The 19,968-nt window shown below is 73.7% G+C and carries 22 protein-coding genes; 18 read left to right on the forward strand and 4 right to left on the reverse strand.

The genetic code is table 11. The features are described 5' to 3' along the window. Nucleotides 1–44 precede the first annotated feature (44 nt). Nucleotides 45–1,028, reverse strand: coding sequence for a glucosyl-3-phosphoglycerate synthase (locus ACLQ27_RS00555; protein ID WP_357490607.1), 984 nt, complete (start codon nucleotides 1,026–1,028; stop codon nucleotides 45–47). A 223-nt stretch (nucleotides 1,029–1,251) separates the two neighbouring features. On the opposite strand from ACLQ27_RS00555, the gene ACLQ27_RS00560 reads away from it, so the two are divergent. The 7 genes from ACLQ27_RS00560 to ACLQ27_RS00590 all read left to right on the forward strand — a co-directional run bounded on the left by ACLQ27_RS00560 (nucleotide 1,252) and on the right by ACLQ27_RS00590 (nucleotide 9,923). After that, nucleotides 1,252–2,262 (forward strand): Gfo/Idh/MocA family protein, encoded by a 1,011-nt coding sequence (locus ACLQ27_RS00560; RefSeq protein WP_425865288.1) that lies wholly within the window; start codon nucleotides 1,252–1,254, stop codon nucleotides 2,260–2,262. Further along, nucleotides 2,255–3,343, forward strand: coding sequence for a zinc-dependent alcohol dehydrogenase (locus tag ACLQ27_RS00565; RefSeq protein WP_357575351.1), 1,089 nt, complete (start codon nucleotides 2,255–2,257; stop codon nucleotides 3,341–3,343). Before ACLQ27_RS00560 ends, ACLQ27_RS00565 begins: the two co-directional genes overlap by 8 nt. Before the next feature lie 41 nt (nucleotides 3,344–3,384). Then, nucleotides 3,385–5,166, forward strand: coding sequence for an ABC transporter ATP-binding protein (locus ACLQ27_RS00570; RefSeq protein ID WP_234583617.1), 1,782 nt, complete (start codon nucleotides 3,385–3,387; stop codon nucleotides 5,164–5,166). A gap of 88 nt (nucleotides 5,167–5,254) precedes the next feature. Further along, nucleotides 5,255–7,546 (forward strand): accessory Sec system translocase SecA2, encoded by a 2,292-nt coding sequence (secA2, locus tag ACLQ27_RS00575; protein WP_425865289.1) that lies wholly within the window; start codon nucleotides 5,255–5,257, stop codon nucleotides 7,544–7,546. A 179-nt stretch (nucleotides 7,547–7,725) separates the two neighbouring features. After that, the gene (locus ACLQ27_RS00580) at nucleotides 7,726–8,466 is read left to right on the forward strand and encodes a GAF and ANTAR domain-containing protein (RefSeq protein WP_357490159.1); all 741 of its coding nucleotides are present in this window, start codon (nucleotides 7,726–7,728) and stop codon (nucleotides 8,464–8,466) included. Nucleotides 8,467–8,594: 128 nt separating this feature from the next. Continuing rightward, entirely contained in the window at nucleotides 8,595–9,086 is a 492-nt protein-coding gene (locus ACLQ27_RS00585) for a DUF2231 domain-containing protein (protein ID WP_357490160.1), read from the forward strand. Nucleotides 9,087–9,152: 66 nt separating this feature from the next. After that, complete coding sequence (locus ACLQ27_RS00590; RefSeq protein ID WP_425865290.1) at nucleotides 9,153–9,923, forward strand: class I SAM-dependent methyltransferase; 771 nt, start codon at nucleotides 9,153–9,155, stop codon at nucleotides 9,921–9,923. Between the two features lie 41 nt (nucleotides 9,924–9,964). Here the strand turns inward: ACLQ27_RS00590 and ACLQ27_RS00595 are convergent, their stop codons facing one another. Both ACLQ27_RS00595 and ACLQ27_RS00600 read right to left on the reverse strand, forming a co-directional pair. After that, entirely contained in the window at nucleotides 9,965–10,915 is a 951-nt protein-coding gene (locus ACLQ27_RS00595) for a DUF3500 domain-containing protein (RefSeq protein ID WP_234583609.1), read from the reverse strand. Between the two features lie 32 nt (nucleotides 10,916–10,947). Further along, nucleotides 10,948–11,340, reverse strand: coding sequence for an ankyrin repeat domain-containing protein (locus tag ACLQ27_RS00600; RefSeq protein ID WP_425865291.1), 393 nt, complete (start codon nucleotides 11,338–11,340; stop codon nucleotides 10,948–10,950). Nucleotides 11,341–11,404: 64 nt separating this feature from the next. Here ACLQ27_RS00600 and ACLQ27_RS00605 point away from each other — a divergent pair, with 64 nt between their 5' ends. The 9 genes from ACLQ27_RS00605 to ACLQ27_RS00645 all read left to right on the forward strand — a co-directional run bounded on the left by ACLQ27_RS00605 (nucleotide 11,405) and on the right by ACLQ27_RS00645 (nucleotide 17,249). Next, complete coding sequence (locus ACLQ27_RS00605) at nucleotides 11,405–11,782, forward strand: signal peptidase I (protein WP_425865292.1); 378 nt, start codon at nucleotides 11,405–11,407, stop codon at nucleotides 11,780–11,782. A 114-nt stretch (nucleotides 11,783–11,896) separates the two neighbouring features. Next, nucleotides 11,897–12,352 carry a cysteine dioxygenase gene (locus ACLQ27_RS00610; RefSeq protein WP_234583605.1) on the forward strand — a complete coding sequence of 152 codons (456 nt, stop codon included), beginning with the start codon at nucleotides 11,897–11,899 and terminating at the stop codon, nucleotides 12,350–12,352. Between the two features lie 44 nt (nucleotides 12,353–12,396). Continuing rightward, complete coding sequence (locus ACLQ27_RS00615) at nucleotides 12,397–12,885, forward strand: rhodanese-like domain-containing protein (protein ID WP_234583604.1); 489 nt, start codon at nucleotides 12,397–12,399, stop codon at nucleotides 12,883–12,885. Nucleotides 12,886–12,936: 51 nt separating this feature from the next. After that, nucleotides 12,937–13,503: a winged helix-turn-helix domain-containing protein gene (locus tag ACLQ27_RS00620; protein ID WP_425865293.1), complete on the forward strand. Its 567-nt coding sequence runs from the start codon at nucleotides 12,937–12,939 to the stop codon at nucleotides 13,501–13,503. Nucleotides 13,504–13,763: 260 nt separating this feature from the next. After that, nucleotides 13,764–14,369 (forward strand): winged helix-turn-helix domain-containing protein, encoded by a 606-nt coding sequence (locus tag ACLQ27_RS00625; RefSeq protein WP_234583602.1) that lies wholly within the window; start codon nucleotides 13,764–13,766, stop codon nucleotides 14,367–14,369. Nucleotides 14,370–14,411: 42 nt separating this feature from the next. After that, nucleotides 14,412–15,056 carry a uridine kinase gene (locus ACLQ27_RS00630; RefSeq protein WP_425865294.1) on the forward strand — a complete coding sequence of 215 codons (645 nt, stop codon included), beginning with the start codon at nucleotides 14,412–14,414 and terminating at the stop codon, nucleotides 15,054–15,056. Nucleotides 15,057–15,211: 155 nt separating this feature from the next. Then, nucleotides 15,212–15,610, forward strand: coding sequence for a TraR/DksA family transcriptional regulator (locus ACLQ27_RS00635; RefSeq protein ID WP_007459738.1), 399 nt, complete (start codon nucleotides 15,212–15,214; stop codon nucleotides 15,608–15,610). Nucleotides 15,611–15,658: 48 nt separating this feature from the next. Further along, entirely contained in the window at nucleotides 15,659–16,531 is an 873-nt protein-coding gene (locus tag ACLQ27_RS00640; RefSeq protein WP_357575355.1) for a DUF72 domain-containing protein, read from the forward strand. Between the two features lie 289 nt (nucleotides 16,532–16,820). Further along, entirely contained in the window at nucleotides 16,821–17,249 is a 429-nt protein-coding gene (locus ACLQ27_RS00645) for a DUF2267 domain-containing protein (RefSeq protein ID WP_234583599.1), read from the forward strand. Nucleotides 17,250–17,292: 43 nt separating this feature from the next. Here ACLQ27_RS00645 and ACLQ27_RS00650 read toward each other — a convergent pair whose 3' ends face one another. Continuing rightward, entirely contained in the window at nucleotides 17,293–18,072 is a 780-nt protein-coding gene (locus tag ACLQ27_RS00650) for a DUF72 domain-containing protein (protein WP_357575356.1), read from the reverse strand. 157 nt (nucleotides 18,073–18,229) lie between these two features. Here ACLQ27_RS00650 and ACLQ27_RS00655 point away from each other — a divergent pair, with 157 nt between their 5' ends. Both ACLQ27_RS00655 and ACLQ27_RS00660 read left to right on the forward strand, forming a co-directional pair. After that, the gene (locus ACLQ27_RS00655) at nucleotides 18,230–18,535 is read left to right on the forward strand and encodes a hypothetical protein (RefSeq protein WP_234583596.1); all 306 of its coding nucleotides are present in this window, start codon (nucleotides 18,230–18,232) and stop codon (nucleotides 18,533–18,535) included. A gap of 9 nt (nucleotides 18,536–18,544) precedes the next feature. Then, entirely contained in the window at nucleotides 18,545–19,819 is a 1,275-nt protein-coding gene (locus ACLQ27_RS00660; protein ID WP_234583594.1) for a cupin domain-containing protein, read from the forward strand. Nucleotides 19,820–19,968 lie beyond the last annotated feature (149 nt).

The raw sequence follows: 19,968 nt of genomic DNA on the forward strand, positions 1-19,968 counted from the left end.
GCCGCGCTCCCGCATACCGGCCGGGTACGGCCGTACCTCGGCGCTCACGCCGCGGCCACCCGTCGACGGGGCACCCGGTGGCGCAGCTCGGCCAGCGGCGGGCGCTCCTCGATGGACACGTCGCTGACCACGATCTCCCGGTCGAGGTTCGGCAGCGTGTCCGACCCGCCCCGGCGGAACTGCGTGAGCAGCGCCTCCGGCATCATGCCGGGGCTGGCCCAGCCGCGTCGTTGCAGCCGGGACCAGGCGGTCAGCATGATCTGCGCGGACATCCGACCGAGCGCGGCCGTGTCCTGGTGGCGGTGTTTGCGCTCGCCCAGGTCGACCTGCGCCAACGCGTCCAGGCCGACCAGGTCCAGCAGGTCGATCATCATCGCCGTCTCCACGCCGTACCCGGAGACGAACGGCACCTGGGCCAGCACGTCGCGGCGAGCGGCGTACTCGCCGGCGAGCGGCTGCACGAAACCGGCCAGCTCGGGCCAGAAGAGGTTGAGCAGCGGTCGGGCCATCAGCTCGGTCACCCGGCCGCCGCCGTCCTGCTCCACGCTCGCGGCACCGACCAGGGGCCGGTGATAGAAGCCCTTCACGAAGTCCACCGACGGGTCGGTGAGCAGCGGCCCCAGCAGCCCGCTGACGAAGTGCGGACGGAACTCCCGCAGGTCGGCGTCGATGAACGCCACCACGTCGCCCTCGGCCGCGGCCAGCCCCGCCCAGAGCGCGTCGCCCTTGCCGGTGAGCCGGGGCAGACCCCGGGTCATCGCGTCCTGGCTGACGACCTCCGCGCCGGCGGCGCGCGCCACCTGCGCGGTGCGGTCGGTCGACCGTGAATCCACCACGATCAGTTCGTCGACGAGAGCGACCCGGTCCATCAGGTGTTCCCGGATGGTCGACACGATCGCGCCGACCGTCGCCTCCTCGTTACGTGCCGGCAGCACCACGCTGACCCGGCTCTCTCCCTTGGCGCGCAGCAGCCGGCGTGCCGGCCAGTCCGCCGCCGAGGTGGTCCGGTACGTGGCCCACGCCTCCACCACCGGTGACACGGTCGTATCCCGCACGGGCACCCCTCCGTTTCGTGCGTGGAACAAGCGGAGTCTTTAGTTCCCACTCGCCACCACGCGCTAACCGTTCCCAGGGCAACAGCTTGATCACGACGGTGACATCGTGGCGTTCCCGGGGGATGAACGTTTGATTGCGCACACCCCAGGGGACTGCTCCCACCGAAGTCGAAACGTTTTCGAAAGAGGTTGTCGCATGGGTGTATGCCGGGTGGGTCTCGTGGGAGCCGGCGGGGTGGCACAACGCCATGCGCGGGTGCTGTCCGGATTCGACGACGTCGAGCTGGTCGGCGTGACCGACGTCATGCCAGATGCGGCGTCCGCGCTGGCCGAGCAGCACGGCGGGCGGACCTTCCGCGACGTCGCCGAACTGCTGGCCGCCGCCCCGGACGCGGTGTACGTCTGCGTGCCGCCCTTCGCGCACGGTCCCGCCGAGGAGGCGGTGATCGACGCCGGGGTGTCGATGTTCGTGGAGAAGCCCGTCGCCGTCGACCTGGTCACCGCCGAGCGCATCGCCGACCTCGTCACCCGGCGTGGGCTGCGCACCGCCGTCGGGCACCACTGGCGCTATCTGAGCGTGCTCGACCAGGCCCGCGAGCTGCTCGCCGACCGTCCGGTGCGGATGGTCAGTGGCGCCTGGCTGGACAAGGTGCCGCCGGTCGCCTGGTGGTCGCGCCGCGACCGCTCCGGGGGCCCGGTGGTCGAGCAGGCCGCTCACGTGCTGGACCTGATCCGGGTGCTGGCCGGCGAGGTCACCGAGGTCACCGCGTACGGCAACGGCACGCCGCCACCGGTCGAGGGCGCCGACATCGACTCGGTGACCACCGCCACGCTGCGCTTCGCCAGCGGCGCGGTCGGCACGCTCAGCGCGGCCTGCGTCCTGGGTTGGAAGCACCGGGCGGGGCTGGAGATCCTCGCCGACGGGCTGGCCCTGGCGCTGACCGAGGACGGTCTGCTGATCCGCGACGCCGATGGCGAGCGACACGTCCCCGCCGATCCGGAGGCCGCCCGGGTGGCGGTGGACCGCGCCTTCGTCGATGCGGTACGCGGCGTCGGCGACGACATCCGCGTCCCGTACGCCGAAGCGCTGCGGACCCAGCGCCTGGCCCTCGCGGTGGCCGACTCGGCCCGCACCGGCCAGACGGTGCGGCTCGGCACGCCCGCCGCGCCGGTCGAGTTGTCCAGCGGGGTGACAGTCGATGCGTGATCGGGTGGTCACGGTCACCGCCCCCGGTCGGGTGGAGCTCGTCGAGCAGGAGGCCGCGGCGCTGCGCCCCGGCACCTTCCGCGTCGAGACGCTGTTCAGCGGCGTCTCCGCCGGCACCGAGCTGAGCTACGTCAAGGGCACGAACCCCTATGTGAACGTCACCTGGAACGCCGACCTGGGGCTCTTTCAGCCCGGCGAGGCCAGCACCCCGTACCCGGTCACCCGGCTGGGGTACATGCAGGTCGGTCGGGTGGTGGAGAGCGCCACGGCGGCGGTCCCGGTCGGCGCCGTCGGCGCGATGACCTACGGGCACCGCACGGGCTGGCTGGCCGACCCGGTCGCCGAGCGGTTCGTGCCGCTGCCCGACGACCTCGACCCGCTGCTCGGCGTCTACGTCGCGCACATGGGTCCGATCTGCGCCAACGGCCTGCTGCACGCCGCCGCCGACCTGCACGGCGCGGACGTCCGCTCGCTCGGCGAGGGCGTACGCGGCCGGCGGGTCGCCGTGGTCGGCGCGGGCGTGGTGGGTCTCCTGACCGCCCTGCTGGCCCGGCGACACGGCGCCGCCTCGGTGGTGGTGCTCGACCCCACCCCGCGCCGCCGCGAGGTCGCCGAGGCGCTCGGCCTGGAAACCCTCGACCCGGACGCGGACGACCCGGCCGTGGTGCTCAAGACCCGGTGGGCGCACACCGCCGGCGACCGGGGCGCCGACGTCGTGTTCCAGTGCCGGGGGCAGGCGTGGGCGTTGCAGCTCGCGCTGCGGGTGTTGCGCCCGCAGGGCACCGTGATCGACCTGGCCTTCTACCAGGGCGGCGCGGACGCGGTCCGCCTCGGTGAGGAGTTCCACCACAACGGGCTGGCGTTGCGCTGCGCCCAGATCGGGCGGGTGCCGCGCGGGCTCGCGCCCACCTGGGACCGGGAACGGCTCTCCGCCGAGACCATCGACCTGCTGCGGGCCCACGGTGACGTGATCCGCAAGCACCTGGTCTCGGCGGTGGTGCCGTTCGACGAGGCGCCCACCCTGCTCACCGACCTGGCCGAGCGCCGCCGCCAGGAGTTGCAGGTGGTCCTGGCGGTCTGAGGAGCCGTCGCGGCGTGAACCGGCCGGCTACCGTTCGCCCCATGAGCAACTCGAAGGACCGGCCGGTCGGCGACGCTCGCGCGAGCCGACCGGTCGGCCTGGCCGCGCTGCTGCCGTACCTGCGGGAGCACCGCGGCACCCTCGTCGCGGTGGGCGCGCTGTCGCTGCTCGGCTCGGCGGCGTCGCTGGCCCAGCCGCTGCTCACCCGGTCGGTGCTCGACCGGATCGGCGCCGAGGACCCGGTGTCGGCCCTGGTGGCGGTGCTGGTGGCGCTCGTGGTGCTCGGCGCGGCGATCGGCGGGCTGCGCGACTACCTGCTGCAACGCACCGCCGAGGGGCTGGTGCTGAGCACCCGCCGACGGCTGGCCGGTCATCTGCTGCGGCTGCCCATCGCCGAGTACGACAGGCGGCGCACCGGCGACCTGCTCTCCCGCGTGGGCTCGGACACCACCCTGCTGCGGGCGGTCGTCACCTCCGGGCTGTTCGAGACGGTCACCGGTGCGGTGATGGTGGTCGGCGCCGGCACCGCGATGGTGCTGCTCGACCCGCTGCTGTTCGGCGTCACCCTGCTCGGGGTGGGGCTGGGGCTGGGCTTCGCCGCCACCTTCGCCCGCCGGGTCCGGGCGCTGGCCCGCCTCGCCCAGGAGCGGATCGGCGAGATGACCTCGGCGGTGGAGCGGGCCATCTCGGCGGCCCGGACCATCCGGGCCAGCCGCGCCGAGGGCCGGGAGACGGAGACCGTCACCGGCAGTGCCCGCGAGGCGTACGCGGCGGGGCTGCGGGTGGCCCGGGTGCAGGCGCTGATCGGCCCGATCGGCTCGGTCACCGTGCAGGGGGCGTTCCTGCTGGTGCTGGGGATCGGCGGGGCGCGCGTCGCCGCCGGGGCGATCTCCGTCGGCGACCTGGTCGCCTTCGTCATGTACCTGTTCCTCCTGGCGTTGCCGCTGGGCCAGGTGCTGCGCGCGTACACCCAGTTGCAGTCCGGTCTGGGCGCGTTGCAGCGGATCGAGGAGATCCTGGCCGTGCCGGCGGAGGGCGCGGCGGACCCCTCGCCGGCGGCCGGAACCGCCACCGCGACCCCCCGCCGGCCCGCCCCGATGATCGAGTTCGACCGGGTCGGGTTCGGCTACCCGGGCGGCACGCCGGTGCTGCACGACGTCAGCTTCGCGGTGCCGACCGGCACCCGTACCGCCCTGGTCGGCCCCTCGGGCGCCGGCAAGTCGACGCTGCTGGCCCTGGTCGAGCGCTTCTACGAGGTGAGCGCCGGCGCGGTCCGCGTCGACGGGGTCGATGTGCGGGAGCTGCCCCGCGACGCGCTGCGCGCCCGGCTCGGGTACGTGGAGCAGGAGGCTCCCGTGCTCGCCGGCACGCTGCGCGAGAACCTGCTGATCACCACGCCCGACGCCACCGACGACCGGCTGCGCGAGGTCCTCGACGAGGTCAACCTGAGCCACCTGGTCCAGCGCACCCCGCAGGGGCTGGACGTGCAGGTGGGCGAGGGCGGGGTGCTGCTCTCCGGAGGTGAGCGGCAGCGGCTGGCCATCGGCCGGGCGCTGCTGGCCGGCCCTCCGGTGCTGCTGCTCGACGAGCCGACGAGCAACCTCGACGCGCGCAACGAGGCCGCGCTGCGCCGGGCCATCGACGCGGTGGCCGCCCGCCGGACACTGCTGATCGTGGCGCACCGACTCGCCACCGTGGTGGACGCCGACCAGATCGTCGTGCTCGACGGGGGCCGGGTGGTGGCCGTCGGCACCCACGCCGAGCTGACCGCCACCGACCCGCTCTACCGGGAGCTGGCCACCCACCAACTGCTGGTCGCCTGAGCCGGCGGCGACGCGGAATCGACATGCCGGCGGATACCCGACCGGCCGGGCCGCGCAAGGCGGCCGGAATCGCGTACCGTTGCCGCTCATGGGTGTGTCGCAACGGTTCAAGAGCAAGTTCCGGCGGTTCCTCCAGCGCCCGGGATCAACCGTGGATCTTGCTCCGCTGGAGAAGCTGCTGCCGGCGATCGAGGCGCGCGAGGATGACCTCGCCGCGCTGGACGACGCCGAGTTGACCGAGGCCGCCGGCGTCGCCGCTGGATACGAGGAGATCTGCGCCGTCGGCCGCGAGGCCGCCCGCCGGGGCCTCGACCAGCGACCGTACGACGTGCAGCTGCTCGGCGCGATGTCGCTGCTCTCCGGCAAGGTCGCCGAGATGGCCACCGGTGAGGGCAAGACGCTCACCGCCGCCATCGCCGCGTACGGGCACGTCCGGCTCGGCAACGGGCCGGTGCACGTGCTCACCGTCAACGACTACCTGGCCCGCCGCGACGCCCAGTGGATGGAACCCATCTACACGCTGCTCGGCCTGACCGTCGGCTGGGTCAACGAGGCGTCCACGCCGCAGGAGCGGCGCGACGCCTACAACTGCGACGTCACCTACGTCTCGGTCAGCGAGGCGGGCTTCGACTACCTGCGCGACCAGTTGGTGACCGACGTGGCCGACCGGGTGCAGCCCGCCCTGACCACCGCGATCATCGACGAGGCCGACTCGATCATGATCGACGAGGCCCGGGTGCCGATGGTCCTGGCCGGCGCGGTGCCCGGCGAGCAGGATCCGGTGCACGCCGCCGCCGCGCTGGTGCGCGGCCTGCGCAAGGGCCGGCACTACACGGTCGCCGAGGACGGGCGCAGCGTGGCCTTCACCTCCGCCGGCCTCGCCGCCGTCGAGGCCAAGCTCGGCATCGACCTGTACGACGAGGAGCACGTCGAGCAGCTCTCCGCGGTCCACGTGGCGCTGCACGCCCAGGCGCTGCTGCACCGTGACGTGGACTACATCGTCCGGGACGGCTCGGTCGAGCTGATCGACGAGATGCGCGGCCGGGTGGCGCAGCGCCGCCGCTGGCCCGACGGGCTGCAGGCGGCGGTCGAGGCCAAGGAGGGCCTGGACGCCACCGCCGAGGGCGAGGTGCTGGGCACCATCGCCGTGCAGGCGTTCATCGCGCTCTACCCGAAGGTGTGCGGCATGACCGCCACCGCGGTGCTGGTCGGCGACCAGTTGCGGGAGTTCTTCGGCCTGGAGGTCGCGGTGATCCCGCCGAACACCCCGTGCGTCCGCGAGGACGAGCCCGACCGGATCTACGCGACCCGCGCCGAGAAGGACGAGGCGCTGATCGACGAGATCCAGCGCTGGCACGCCAAGGGGCGGCCGGTGCTGGTCGGCACCCTCGACGTCAAGGAGTCCGAGGGGCTGGCCGCCGGGCTCAACGCGGCAGGCGTGTCCTGCGTGGTGCTCAACGCCAAGAACGACGACGAGGAGGCGGCGATCATCGCCGAGGCCGGCGCGTACGGCGCGGTGACCGTCTCCACCCAGATGGCCGGCCGGGGCGTCGACATCCGGCTCGGCGGCAGCGACCAGGCCGACCGGGACCGGGTGGCCGAGCTGGGCGGCCTCTACGTGATCGGCAGCGGGCGGCACGACAGCCGCCGCGTCGACGACCAGCTGCGGGGCCGCGCCGGCCGGCAGGGTGACCCGGGCGGCTCGGTCTTCTTCGTCAGCCTGGAGGACGACCTGGTCGTGCGGCACGCCGCCGACGCGGTGCCGCCGTCGCCGCGGATGAACGCGGACGGTCTCGTCACCGACGAGCAGGTCGACTACGCGGTCGAGCACGCCCAGCGGGTCGCCGAGGGCGTCAACCACGAGATCCACCGCAACACCTGGCGCTACAGCGTGGTGATCGAGCAGCAGCGCATCGCCCTGGCCGCCCGCCGGGAGCGGCTGCTGACCAGCGACGTGGCCGCGCTGATGCTGCTGGACAAGGTGCCCGAGAAGGCCGGCGAGATGGACGAGGACCTGCTCGCCCGGGTGGCCCGGTCGATCGCGCTCTTCCACCTGGACCGGCTCTGGGCCGAGCACCTGGCCGAGCTGTCGGAGGTCCGCGAGGGCGTGCACCTGCGCGCGCTGGGCCGGCTCGACCCGCTTGACGAGTTCCACCGGGCGGCGGTGCCGGCGTTCAACAACCTCGTCCCGGAGATCGAGGCCCGTACCATCGCCACGTTCACCGAGACCGAATTCGATGAGGATTGGGAGCCCGAGGACGGCACCCTGATCCGGCCGACCGCCACCTGGACGTACCTGGTGCACGACAACCCGTTCGGCTCCGAGCTCGACCGGCTGATCGCCTCGATCGGGCGGCGGCTCAGCGGCGCGTCGCGCTGACCTGACTGTCAGGGGCCTCTGCCACATCTCACGGTGTGGCAGAGGCCCCTGCTTACGCCGTTTCGATCCCGGTTTGCGAGGGTAGTAGGGCGGGTCGGTCAACTCGGAAGAGAGCAGACGATGGCACACGTGACGACGTCGGCGGGATGCACGCGAGGGCGTTCGAGGGCAGTGGAACGGTGAACCTGGACACGCGGGAACCGGTGGTCGAGCGACTCGGTGTGCTGGAGACCGCCGCGCTGTTGCGGGAGCTGACCGCCGGCCTGATCGCGTTGACCGATTTCGATGAGGCGCTGCTGGCGCTGGTGCGGGTCACCCGCGACGCGGTGGCCGGGGTGCGGTGGTGCGGTTTCACCGCGCTGCGGGCCGGCGAGCCGGCCAGTGTGGCCGCCTCCGACGAGCGGCTGGCCTGCCTCGACGACCTGCGTTACGGGCCCGACTCGCCGGCGATGAGCGCGATCCAGCGTCGCGAGATGATCCTCGCGGTCGACCTGACCGGCGAGTCACGCTGGCCGGCCTGGACGCCGCGCGCCCGCGACCTCGGCGTCCGAGGGGTCATCTCCGCCCCGCTGGACATCGACGACCAGGTCATCGGGGCGATCAACCTGTACGCTGCCGCGCCCGACGTCCTCACCCCGCAGCACCAGTTGACAGCGATGCTGCTCGCCGAACACGCCGGCCTGCTGCTGGCCGCCGTCCGGGACCGGAGCCGCCAGCAGGCGCTCGCCGGTGAGCGGGACGCCTCGCTCCTGCACGACGGTGTCGTCGGGCAGGCCATCGGTGTGATCATGACGCAGCGCGGCTGCCCGGCGGCCGAGGCCCTGGACGTGCTGCGGACCGCCGCCTCGTCCCTGGACATCCCGCTGCGCGAGGTGGCCGAACGCCTCATCCGGACGGTCTCCCGCCCCCGCGAGAGCTGACCCGCGCCGCGCGGTGCCGCCGTGCCCGTTCTTCCGGTCGGCGGCGAGTCGGGCGGCGTCGTTTCGCGCCTCGTGGGGTCGGGTAGCACTCTGGTACTGGTGAGCTGCGCCGACCCTGGGGAGGACCGATGCAGAGCCGGCTGCGGGTGCAGGGGCATCCCATCCAACCGATGCTGGTGACGTTCCCGCTGGGGCTCTTCGTCAGCGCCGCCGTCTTCGACCTCACGGACGTCATCGGCGGGCCGGCCTTCCTCGGTGAGGTCGGCTACTGGACCGGTGTCGCCGCCCTGTTCGCCGCCGCGATGACGGCGGTCGCGGGCATGGTCGACCTGTGGGACGTGCCGGTCGACGGCACCCGCCGCACCGCCATCGCCTTCAACCTGGTGAACGCGGCAATGGCGGGCCTGTTCCTGGTCACCTGCCTGGTGCGCGCCCACTCGCCGGACCGGGGCGCGACGGTCGCGATCCTGGCCACCGAGCTGGTCGCGCTGACCGCCGGTGCGATGGGTGTGCACCTCGGCGCGCGGCTCATGCGCCAGTTCGACGCGGGTCGGACCGACACCGGCAGCCTGGACACCCTCGCGGGTGGCACCGTCGAGGTCGCCCGTCCCCGCCCGTGACGGCCCAGGCGCACGCGCCCGCAAATCGGTTGCCCGCCGTCCGGCCGGCCGGCGAGGCTGACCGCCATGAGCGCCGAACGTGATGCCGAGGAGTTGATCGCGGAGGCGGCCGCCGCGCCGGTCGACGGCTGGGGCTTCGACTGGCTGGCCGGTCGGGCCACCGAGGAACGTCCACCCTGGGGGTACGCCGGGTTGGTCGCCGAACGGATGGCGCGCGCCGACGCCGCGCTGGACGTGGACACCGGCGGCGGCGAGGTGCTGGCCGGGATTCCGTACCCGCCGAAGGTGTTGGTGGCGACCGAGGCGTGGCCGCCGAACGTGAACCTCGCCCGGCGGACCCTGCGCCCGCTCGGAGCGACTGTGGTGGCGGTCGCCCCCGACTCGGCGCTGCCGTTCCGGGACGGGTCCTTCGACCTGGTGGTCAGCCGGCACCCGGTGCGCACCGACTGGGCCCAGACGGCCCGGGTGCTGCGCCCCGGCGGCACGTACCTGTCCCAGCAGATCGGTCCGGGCACCATGCGGGAGCTGAGCGAGGCGATCCTCGGCCCGCTGCCTCCGCCGGACGGGCGGCACCCGGAGGCAGCGGTCGCCGCGGCCGAGGCCGCCGGGCTGCGGGTGGTCGACCTGCGCCGGGCCACGCTGCGCGCGGCCTTTCACGACATCGGGGCGGTCGTCTGGTTCCTGCGCAAGGTGGTCTGGACGGTGCCGGGTTTCACTGTGGACCGCTACCGCCCCGAACTGCTCGCCCTGCACCGGCGCATCACCGCCGAGGGCGCCTTCGTCGCCCACGCCCGACGTTTCCTCATCGAGGCCACCCGCCCCGCCGCCACGCGGTGACCCTGACGTATCCCCGGGGCGTCGCGCCCCGGGGGTACGGGTCAGTGGGGGTGGGCCTGGCGGTGGGTGGCCAGGATGTCGGCGCCGAAGTCGCTGGCGGGGCGGCGGAGCACTGTGTGCGCGTGGTTGCCGTCGTCGCTGGTGTTGTCGTACTCGATCAGCAGGTCGTCGCCCTGCACCCGGTAGTAGTGCCGCTGGCCCGGCCTCGTCGGGCCGGCCCAGGCGAAGTGCAGCTGGCCGCCCTGCACGCGGGTCGCCTCCTGAACGGCCAGTTCGGGAGGCAGCCGGTCCAGGTAGAGCGCGACGACCTGGTCGAGCAGCGCGCGGCCGGTCGGGCCGAGCCGGTCGGCCGGCACGCCGAGCGGTTCGAGAGGCCCGTCGACCCGCGCGCGGGTGGCGCTGATGATGTCCGTCGGCGCCTCGTCGGCGATGATCGCGGCGGCCCGCCCGGCCGGCCCGAGCGCGTCGAGCAGGGCGCGGGCCAGGTCCTCCTCGACACCGAGCGGTCGGGAGACGGCGTGCCCGGCGTGGCGCACCGCCGCCGGGTTGGCGCCGAAGAAGATCGGCGCGGGGGAGACCTGGTCGTCGACCACGGTCATGGTCACCGACAGGTGGTGCCCTTCGAGCCGCCACGCCCAGCGGTCGTCGCGGGCCGGGTCACCGAACACGGCGACCCAGTAGTCGCCGCTGTGCCGCCCGCGGCGCCAGCCCTCGGCCCGGTCGAGGACCTCCTCCAGCGCGACGATCGCCATGGCCTGGGCGTACGCCGAGGGGCTGAGCGCGGTGGCCAGCAGCCGGTGGGCGGCCTTGCGCCCGGCGATGTCCAGCTCGGCGAGGCAGACGCCGGGGCGGGGGCGGGGCCGGTATTCCAGCCAGCGTCGCGCCGAGTCGTCGGTGAACGGGTACACGGCGCCGATGCGGGTCGCGGGGTCGAGCGCGGCCAGCAGCGCGGTGCCGGCGGCACGCATCTGTTCGGGCAGGGGATCTTCCACCGACCCTGTATACCGGCCCGTCGCGGGTCGCGTCAGCCGGCCCGCAGCAGCGCGGTCATCTCCGGCAGGTCGAAGAACTGCGCGGTCTCGGCCGCCGACGGGGTGCCGTGCGCCGGGTCGGCCCCGGCGGCGAGCAGCGCGCGGACGGCGTCGGTGCTGCTGCGAAAGACGGCGGCGGCGAGCGCGGTCTGACCTCGGTCGTTGGTGCGGGTGTGGTCCGCGCCGCGGGCCAGCAGAGCGGCCACCGTGTCGGGGTGGGCGTGGTAGGCGGCCAGGATCAGCAGCGTGTCGCCCTTGTCGTTGGTCAGGTTGACCGGCAGGCCGGCGTCGACCTGGGCGGCGAGCTCCTCGGTGGAGCCCTCGCGGGCCAGGTCGAACATCCGGTGCGCGAACGCCAGGGTCTCGGCGTCAAGGTCGTCGGTCACCGGTCCAGGGTAGTCGCCGAGGTCCTGATAGGTTGCTCGGCCGGCGCGATGGGGGAGGGGTCCGATGGGTGAGACGGTCTACGTGGGCAACGCGGGCGTCGACGGCGTCGGCAACGGTGGCTGGCTGCTCGGGCACTTCGCGCCGCCGGACGAGATCCGGCACAGCACCGACGTCGAGGTGAAGTGGGGCGTGCACCCACCCGGGGAGGCCCGCGCGCGGTGGGCGACAGGTGAGCGTCGGACCACCCTGCTGGTGCTGGTGGACGGGTCCTTCCGGGTGGAGCTGCCGGACCGGACGGTCCGCTTGGCCGAACCCGGCGACTACGTGGTGTGGGCCCGGGGAGTGGATCACTCCTGGTACGCGGAGCGCGCCTCGGTGGTGCTGACCGTGCGGTGGCCGTCGCTGCCCGGCTACCGGGTGGGTCCGCCGGTTCTGCGCTGAGCCAAGACGGTGGCGTGCTCGTCTCCCGGCATGTGGAATTACCTACTAAACCTATAGGGTTTGCCGGCTAGAGTACGGGAGCACCCCGCCGAACGACCCGCTGAGGAACCACCGATGACCCACGTTCGCCCGGCTCCCGACCTGCTCGCCGTCGCCGCCCGGTGGGCCGACCCGGCCGGCTGGCCGGTCCCGCTGCGCTTCGATCCCACCGAGCGCTGGTACGCCCGGCTCGCCACCGCCGACGACCACGAGGTGTGGGCCCTGAGCTGGCTGCCCGGCCAGGGCACCGACCTGCACGACCATGGCGGCTCCGCCGGCGCGTTCCGGGTGGTCGCCGGCGCCCTCACCGAGGAGACGGTCAGCCGTGCGGCGTTGCGCCCTCGGCTGCTGCCCGCCGGCGCCGCCCGCCGCTTCGGCCCCCGCCACGTCCACCGGGTCACCAACCGCGGCCCGGCGCCGGCGGTAAGCGTGCACGTCTACCGGCCGGCGCTGCGCCGAATGACCCGCTACGACCTGCTCGACGGGCGCCTGCGGGTCGCCGAGGTCGCCGAGGCCGGTCGGTCCTGGTGAACCTCCCGTTCGCACCGCCCTCTCGTCACCGGAAGGAATCGACAATGCTGGTCACCGCAGCGCCCTGTCCGGCACCCGTGCCACCGCCGGGTTCCCGGGGCATCGACGAGCTCCTCGCCGCCGCGCGAGCCCGCCTCGACCGACTGGACCCGGAGCGGGCGCACCTCGCGCACCGGGCCGGCGCGTTGCTCGTCGACATCCGGCCCGCCGCCCAGCGCGCCGCGCACGGCGTCGTGCCCGGCTCGCTCACCGTCGAGCGCAACGTGCTGGAGTGGCGCTTCGACCCGCGTTGTCCCGCCCGGCTGCCCGAGGCCGTCGACTACGACGTGCCGGTGGTGATCATCTGCCAGGAGGGCTACACGTCGTCGCTGGCCGCCGCCGCGTTGCAGGACATCGGCCTGCACCGGGCCACCGACGTCGACGGCGGGTTCGCCGCCTGGCGCATCGCCGGCCTGCCGGCGCTCGGCCCCACCCCGCTGCACCGCGCAGCCCCCCTCGCGCCACCGGTCACCGCCGGCCGGGCACGCCGCTGACCCCCACGCCCCACCGGGCGTGGCGGGCGTACCGCCATCTCAGGAGGCACGATGTCCGTCATCGCGATCCCCACCCGTCCCTACTCGCCGGGTCACCCGGGCCGGGCCGCCGTGCGCCCGCGTACCGGCCCGACCCTGACCATCACCCTCGACCTGGCCCCCGGGCCGGTGAGCCCCCGGTTGGCCCGGCTGGTGCAGCTGCTCGGCGAGCTGGCCGAGGCCGGGGAGGACCGGCTGCGGCCCGCCGACGACGTGCCCTCGACGCCGCGTCCGCTGCCGCGCCCCGCCGCCGAGCTGCCCGTCGACGACACCGACGGGACCGACGTGCGCATCCTGGCCGGCTCGCGGGTGGTCCGCCGCGGCGACCGGGTGGTCGCGCTGACCCGCATCGAGTACGACCTGCTGCTCTTTCTCGCCGAGCGCCCGCACCGGGTCTTCACCCGCCTCCAGCTGCTGTCGAACGTGTGGGGCTACGAACACGCCGTGGCCCGCACCGTGGACGTGCACGTACGGCGGCTGCGCGCCAAGCTGCCCGGGGCGGAGGTGATCACGACCGTCTACGGGGTGGGTTACCGGCTCGGCGACGGGGCGCGGATCAGCGTCGACCACACCCGCTGAGCAGCACTCGGGCGGCGGTCCGCAGGCGACCGTGAAGGGCATGGTGAACAGGACGGGGACCCCCGTATCGGGGCATCCTGGCGGCTCTGCTGTAATCATCTGGCTTCGTACGCAGAGCGAGCATCTGGCTCCGATGTGTTCGTCAATTGTCACATTCATGCAACGCAGCCGCCTCTTGACCCTCGCCCGGGTGCCGGGAAGCATCGATGAAGCGGCGTCCCGGGCCGTGGGGAGATACCCGGACCAGCCCAAGGAGGACCATGTCGGTCAGCCCCGCCTCGTCGCGCGCCGGATGGCATACGTCCCAACCCGCGGTGCCCGGTCGACCTCCCGGCGGTCAACGCCGCCCGGCGAACACCGCCGCGCCGATGCTCACCGTGACGCTGTCCATCCCGCTGGCCTGTGAGGAGTCGCTGACCCCGCCGGCCCGGCGGCTGCTCGAAGCCGCGCGCGAGATGCTGGAGCGGGGCGAGGGCGTGATCACCAGCTCCGTTCCGGCCGAGCGTCGCGCCGACGGGGTGCCGGCCAACCGGGCACCCGCCCGAGCCCTCACCCCGACGATCCCCGCCCTGCACATCCTCGCGTCGTCCCGGTCGGTGCTGCGCGACGACGAGCCGCTGCCGCTGACCCGGCTGGAGTTCGACCTCCTGCTGCATCTGGTCGCCCACCCCCGCCGGGTGTTCACCCGGCTGCAACTGCTCAACGCCGTCTGGGGCTACGAGCACGCCGGCGTCCGCACCGTCGACGTGCACGTACGCCGGCTGCGCGGCAAGGTCGGCGTGGACGTTCCCCTGGTCACCACCGTCTACGGCGTCGGCTACCGGCTGGCCGACGACGCCCGCGTCACCGTCGACCGCACCGGCTGACCGTCCGACGACCGCCCCTGTGGCGCGGGGCAGGATGGTTCGGTGCGTATCCGTCCCATCTCGCCCGACCGGCTCGTCGCCGAACTGACCGACCGGCTCGACGACGCCTCCCGCACCGTCGAGCCCGCCCGGCTGCGCGTGGCGATCGACGGCGCTCCCGCCGCCGGCCCGGACGAGCTGGCCGCCGCGCTTGTCGACCCGCTGCGCGCCCGGGGCCGCCCGGTCCTGCACGTCCGCGCCGCCGACTTTCTCCGACCCGCGTCGCTGCGCTTCGAGCTTGGCCGCACCAACCCGGACGCCTACTACGAGGGCTGGAACGACGAGGCCGGCCTGCGCCGCGAGGTGCTCGACCCGGCCGGCCCCGGCGGCGACGGGCGGGTGCTGCCGTCGCTGTGGGACGCCACCGCCGACCGGGCCAGCCGCGCCCGGTACGTCGACCTGGCACCCGGCGGCGTGGTCCTGGTCAGCGGCGCGCTCCTGCTCGGTGGGGCGCTGCCCTTCGACGTGACAGTCCACCTTCAGCTGTCCCCGGCGGCGCTGCGCCGCCGCACCGAACCGGCCGACGAGTGGACCCTGCCGGCGTTCGACCGCTACGCCGACGAGGTGGTCCCCGCCAGCTTCGCCGACGTGGTGGTACGCGCCGACGATCCCCGTCACCCCGCGCTCGTGCAGACCGGCGACAGCTGAGAAATTCGCCGGTTTGCGTGGCACGCCCCGCGGGTACTCGCCCGGCTCACAGAGCGCGGGTGACCGCCCGCGTACCGGATGCGACCGTTGACCGGGGCCCACGCCGCCGGCACCCGGTTCACCTTGAGCCATCAGGCCAGGAAAGGCAGGCAGCGATGCTCGTCCACGACACGGTCGGTACCGGCCGATCGCAGACGGAGATCGACCAGATCCGGCACTCCCTGCAGGCGCGCTACGACGAGCTGACCGCCGAGTACGAGCAGGCCGTGCTGCAGAGTCAGGTGCTGCGTCTGGTGGAGGTCGGCGACACCGCCGGCGACGACCAGGCCGACAGCGGCACCAAGACGGCCGAGCGTGACACCGCGCAGTCCCTGCTGCGGACCATCCTCGACCGGCGCACCCAGTACGAGCACGCCCTGGGCCGCCTCGCCGAGGGCACGTACGGTTGGTGCGAGGGCTGCTCGGCGGCGATCCCGGTGGAACGCCTGGAGATCTTCCCGGCCGCGACCACCTGCGTGACCTGCAAGCAGACCCGCGAGCGGCGGGCGGCCTGAGCGACGACAGCGGTTGCCGGTCGGTCCGCGGCACGATGGACTTGCGCCATGGGTGACATCCTGGTGGGCACCGCGTCCTGGACCGACCGCACACTGCTCGACTCGGGCTGGTATCCCCAGACCGCTGACAACCCGGAGAAGCGCCTGGCGTACTACGCCCGGCAGTTTCCGCTGGTCGAGGTCGACGCGACCTACTACTCACCGCCCGCCGAGGCGACCGCACGGCTGTGGGCCGATCGCACCCCGGCCGGCTTCACGTTCAACGTCAAGGCGTTCAGCCTGCTCACCGGGCATCCCACCCGGGTCAGCGCGCTCTACAAGGACCTGCGACCGGAGACGGACAAGAAGAACGTCTACCCCGACGACCTGCCCGCGCAGTCGTACGAGGAGGTGTGGACGCGTTTTCTGTCCGCCCTGGACCCGCTGGTCGAGGCGGGCAAGCTCGGCGCGCTGCTGTTCCAGTTCCCGCCCTGGTTCACGATCAAGCGGGCCAACAAGCAGTACCTGCTGGAGGTGGCGAAGCGCTGCGCGCCGCTGCGAGGAGTCTACGAGTTCCGCCACGCGTCCTGGTTCGACGGCGACAACGCCGAGGAGACACTCGCCTTCCTGCGCGAGCACCGACTGTCGTACGTCTGCGTGGACATGCCGCAGGGCCACCGCTCGTCGGTGCCCCCGGTGCTGGCCGCCACCGGCGACCTCGCGGTGATGCGCTTTCACGGCCACAGTGACAAGTGGACCAGCAAGGACATCCACGAGAAGTTCGGCTACCACTACTCGAAGCGGGAGCTGGCCGACTGGGCGCCGAAGCTGCGCGAGCTGGCCGACTCCGCCGGGCAGACCCACGTCCTCATGAACAACTGTTACCGGGACTACGCCCAGACCAACGCGGCAACGCTTGCGGGTCTCCTCGACGCGGGCTGACCTCACCCGATCCGGGTGGGGCCGGCTCACCCGCCCGACCGGCACGGTGGACACGGTGGGTACGGCCGCCCGGGAGCGGCCGACGCCGCAGACGACACGGAGGTGACGGGGATGACGGTTCGACTGGTGACGGATCGACGGCGCGGCGGCGTCCTGCACGTCGTGGGCACAGCCGGCGATACCCGGCGCGCGCCTCAGGGCACCCCGGTGCGGGCCCGCCGTGGCCCGGTGGGGCCGCCGCGACGCGCCGACGACCGACGGTGGGACACCACGGAACGGGGGTCGACCGATGGCTGACGCGATGATCTCCGCGTTCGAAAGTTCGCTGGACAAGACGAACCTGATCCTCAAGGACATCGAGGCCGCCTACGGGTGGCCGAAGGAGCGGCGTAACCAGTCGTACGCGGCGCTGCGCACCGTGCTGCACCTGCTGCGCGACCGGTTGGCGGTCAACGAGAGCGTCGAGTTCGCCCAGCAGTTGCCGGTGCTGGTCCGCGGGATCTACTTCGACGGCTGGAACCCGTCCGACGTGCCGATCAAGCTCAACCGCGACGACTTCCTCTACGAGGTCCGCCAGGGCTTCCCGTACGACGTCGAGGGCGGCGCGGAGCGGGTGACGCAGGTGGTGCTGGACACCCTGCGTCGGCACGTCACCCAGGGTGAGTGGCAGGACGTGAAGGACACCATGCCGAAGGATCTCGCCACGTTCATGCCGTGACGCCGCGCCGCCGTGAGCCCGCCCGACGACCCGTCGGGCGGGCTCAGTGCTCGGAGGTGTCCGCCTCGGCGGCCGACGGCACCCGGGACACCTGATGACCGGCCCCGCGGGCCAGCGCCGCGAAGGCGACGGCGTCGGTGACGGCCGCGCCGCCGGGGTCGTTGTTGAAATAGACGTACGCCGGCTCGTCCGCACCGAATGCGTCGGTGAGCCGGCGGGCCCACGAGCCGAGCGCGGTACGCCCGTAGTGCGGCCACGGCCGGGCCCGCCCCTCGTGCAGCCGCAGGTAACCGAAGTCGGTGGTCCGCCAGCGGGGCGCCACCGGACGACCCAGGCGATCCGCCCAGACCAGCGCGGCCCGCCGCCGTTCCAGGACTGCCCGGGTCGCGTCGGTCCACCACGACGGGTGCCGCGGCTCGACCGCGACCCGCACGTGCGCCGGGAACAGCCGCAGCGTCGCGTCGAGCGCGTCGACGTCCGCCCGCAGGTTCGGTGGCAGTTGCAGCAGCACCGGCCCGAGCCGGTCACCGAGGGCCGTGGCCCGGCCGAGGAACCGGGCCACCGGCTCGGCCGGGTCCCGCAGACGCTTGATGTGGGTGAGGTAGCGGCTCATCTTCACCGCCACGCAGAAGTCCGCAGGTGTCCGCGCCCGCCACGCCGCGAACGTCTCCCGCTCCGGCAGCCGGTAGAAGGCGTTGTTGACCTCGACGGTGGCGAAGCCCGCCGCGAAGTGCTCCAACCAGAGTCGCTGCGGCAGCCGCTGCGGGTAGAAGCGGCCCCGCCAGTCCCGGTACTGCCAGCCCGACGTGCCCACCAGGATCACCGTTTCATCCTGACACCGACCGCCGCCGCCCGCGAACCGACCGTGTCGTCCCGGTTCGGCGTCTACGGTGTGGGTTAGAGAAGATCGCGCGTGGGGTACCACCCGCAGCACGACGGACCCCGGCGTACGGCGGGGCGGCACACCCGAGGGAGTACCGATGGCACTCAACGACGATGACATGCAGACCACGGGCGGCGGCGGCCTGGAGGGTCCGGCCGACGGTGGCGCGACCCCGGGTCACCAGGACGGCGGCGCTGACGGTGGCGCGGAGGGTCCGGCCGATGGCGGCGCGACCCCGGGCCAGCAGGACGGCGGCGCTGACGGTGGCGCGGAGGGTCCGGCCGATGGCGGCGCGACCCCGGGTCACCAGGACGGCGGCGCTGACGGTGGCGCGGAGGGTCCGGCCGACGGTGGCGCGACCCCGGGCCAGCAGGACGGCGGCGCTGACGGCAGCGCCCGGTAACGGACCGTCATGACGCACCTCGACCCGCCGGGCGGCCACGGCCGCCCGGCGGTTCCGTTCGCGGGCGCCGCTGCGGCGCTGGCCCGCTGTGTCTCGGTCGAGCCGGCCAAGTTCGCCGCCGCGCACTGGGGGCACACCCCGCTGCTGTCCCGCGCCGCCGAGCTGCCCGACCCGGCCGGCTTCACCGACCTGTTCAGCCCCGCCGACGCTGACGAGCTGCTCAGCCGGCGTGGTCTGCGTACCCCCTTCCTGCGGGTCGCCAAGGACGGCCAGCTCGTCCCGGCGGCGCGGTGGACCGGCGGCGGCGGCGCCGGCGCGGAGATCGGCGACCAGGTGCTCGACGAACGGGTCCTGGAGCAGTACGCCGCCGGCGCGACCCTCGTGTTGCAGGGCCTGCACCGGATCTGGCCGCCGCTTGTCGACTTCGCCCGTGACCTGGGCCTCGCGCTGAACCAGCCGCTGCAGATCAACGCCTACCTGACCCCGGCGGGCAGCCAGGGCTTCGCCACCCACTACGACACCCACGACGTGTTCGTGCTCCAGGTCGACGGCCGCAAGCACTGGCGGATCCACCCGCCGGTGCTGCCCGACCCGCTGGAGAAGCAGCCGTGGGGTGGCCGCGCCGACGAGGTCTCCGCCACCGCGCAGGGCGAGGCGGCGTTGGACGTGGTGCTCGCCCCCGGCGACGCCCTCTACCTGCCGCGCGGCTGGCTGCACAGCGCACAGGCCCAGGACGCCAGCTCGCTGCACCTGACCGTGGGCATCCGCGCGCTGACGCGCTACGCCCTGGTGGAGGAGCTGCTCGCGCTGGCCTCCGAGGACCAGCGGCTGCGTGCCAGCCTGCCGTTCGGCACCGACGTGGCCGATCCCGACGCCATCGAGCCGGAGCTGACCGAGACGGTGGAGGCGCTGCGGGACTGGCTGCTGCGCGCCGACCCGGCCGCCGTCGCGGCGCGACTGCGCCACCGCGCCTGGCCGGCCGCCCGACCGGCGCCGATCCGCCCCCTCGCCCAGGCCGGGGCCGTGGCCGCGCTGAACGCGGACTCCCGGCTCACCCTGCGGCCTGGCCTGCGCTGGCAGCTCGTGCCGCACGGGGACGGCCAGGTGGCGCTGCGGTTGTTCGACCGCACGATCACGCTGCCCGCCGACTGCGAGCCGGCGACCCGGGCGTTGCTCGGTGGCACCGCGATCCGCGTCGGTGACCTGCCCGGACTGCCGGACGACGCCGACCGGGTCACCCTGGCCCGCCGGCTGCTGCGCGAGGCCGTCCTGGTGCCGGCCTGACCGGGTCCCACCCGGGCCTGCCGGGGGGTTGTGGCGGTGAGCGGTATACCCCAGAGGCATAAATATGACTCTGGGGTATACCGCTCACCGCCACCTTCGCCCCGCCGGACGTGACTGACAGTGACCGCGGCCAGCGGGCCGCAGGTGTC

Origin of the sequence: Micromonospora sp. DT63, assembly GCF_049841615.1 — a bacterium.
GTDB lineage: Bacteria > Actinomycetota > Actinomycetes > Mycobacteriales > Micromonosporaceae > Micromonospora.

What these genes read in the sequence shown, in the direction of transcription:
- ACLQ27_RS00560 (WP_425865288.1), top strand. Translation starts at nt 1,252, where the DNA reads ATGGGTGTATGCCGGGTGGGTCTCGTGGGAGCCGGCGGGGTGGCACAA.
- ACLQ27_RS00565 (WP_357575351.1), top strand. Translation starts at nt 2,255, where the DNA reads ATGCGTGATCGGGTGGTCACGGTCACCGCCCCCGGTCGGGTGGAGCTC.
- ACLQ27_RS00570 (WP_234583617.1), top strand. Translation starts at nt 3,385, where the DNA reads ATGAGCAACTCGAAGGACCGGCCGGTCGGCGACGCTCGCGCGAGCCGA.
- secA2 (WP_425865289.1), top strand. Translation starts at nt 5,255, where the DNA reads ATGGGTGTGTCGCAACGGTTCAAGAGCAAGTTCCGGCGGTTCCTCCAG.
- ACLQ27_RS00585 (WP_357490160.1), top strand. Translation starts at nt 8,595, where the DNA reads ATGCAGAGCCGGCTGCGGGTGCAGGGGCATCCCATCCAACCGATGCTG.
- ACLQ27_RS00590 (WP_425865290.1), top strand. Translation starts at nt 9,153, where the DNA reads ATGAGCGCCGAACGTGATGCCGAGGAGTTGATCGCGGAGGCGGCCGCC.
- ACLQ27_RS00605 (WP_425865292.1), top strand. Translation starts at nt 11,405, where the DNA reads ATGGGTGAGACGGTCTACGTGGGCAACGCGGGCGTCGACGGCGTCGGC.
- ACLQ27_RS00610 (WP_234583605.1), top strand. Translation starts at nt 11,897, where the DNA reads ATGACCCACGTTCGCCCGGCTCCCGACCTGCTCGCCGTCGCCGCCCGG.
- ACLQ27_RS00615 (WP_234583604.1), top strand. Translation starts at nt 12,397, where the DNA reads ATGCTGGTCACCGCAGCGCCCTGTCCGGCACCCGTGCCACCGCCGGGT.
- ACLQ27_RS00620 (WP_425865293.1), top strand. Translation starts at nt 12,937, where the DNA reads ATGTCCGTCATCGCGATCCCCACCCGTCCCTACTCGCCGGGTCACCCG.
- ACLQ27_RS00625 (WP_234583602.1), top strand. Translation starts at nt 13,764, where the DNA reads ATGTCGGTCAGCCCCGCCTCGTCGCGCGCCGGATGGCATACGTCCCAA.
- ACLQ27_RS00635 (WP_007459738.1), top strand. Translation starts at nt 15,212, where the DNA reads ATGCTCGTCCACGACACGGTCGGTACCGGCCGATCGCAGACGGAGATC.
- ACLQ27_RS00640 (WP_357575355.1), top strand. Translation starts at nt 15,659, where the DNA reads ATGGGTGACATCCTGGTGGGCACCGCGTCCTGGACCGACCGCACACTG.
- ACLQ27_RS00645 (WP_234583599.1), top strand. Translation starts at nt 16,821, where the DNA reads ATGGCTGACGCGATGATCTCCGCGTTCGAAAGTTCGCTGGACAAGACG.
- ACLQ27_RS00655 (WP_234583596.1), top strand. Translation starts at nt 18,230, where the DNA reads ATGGCACTCAACGACGATGACATGCAGACCACGGGCGGCGGCGGCCTG.
- ACLQ27_RS00660 (WP_234583594.1), top strand. Translation starts at nt 18,545, where the DNA reads ATGACGCACCTCGACCCGCCGGGCGGCCACGGCCGCCCGGCGGTTCCG.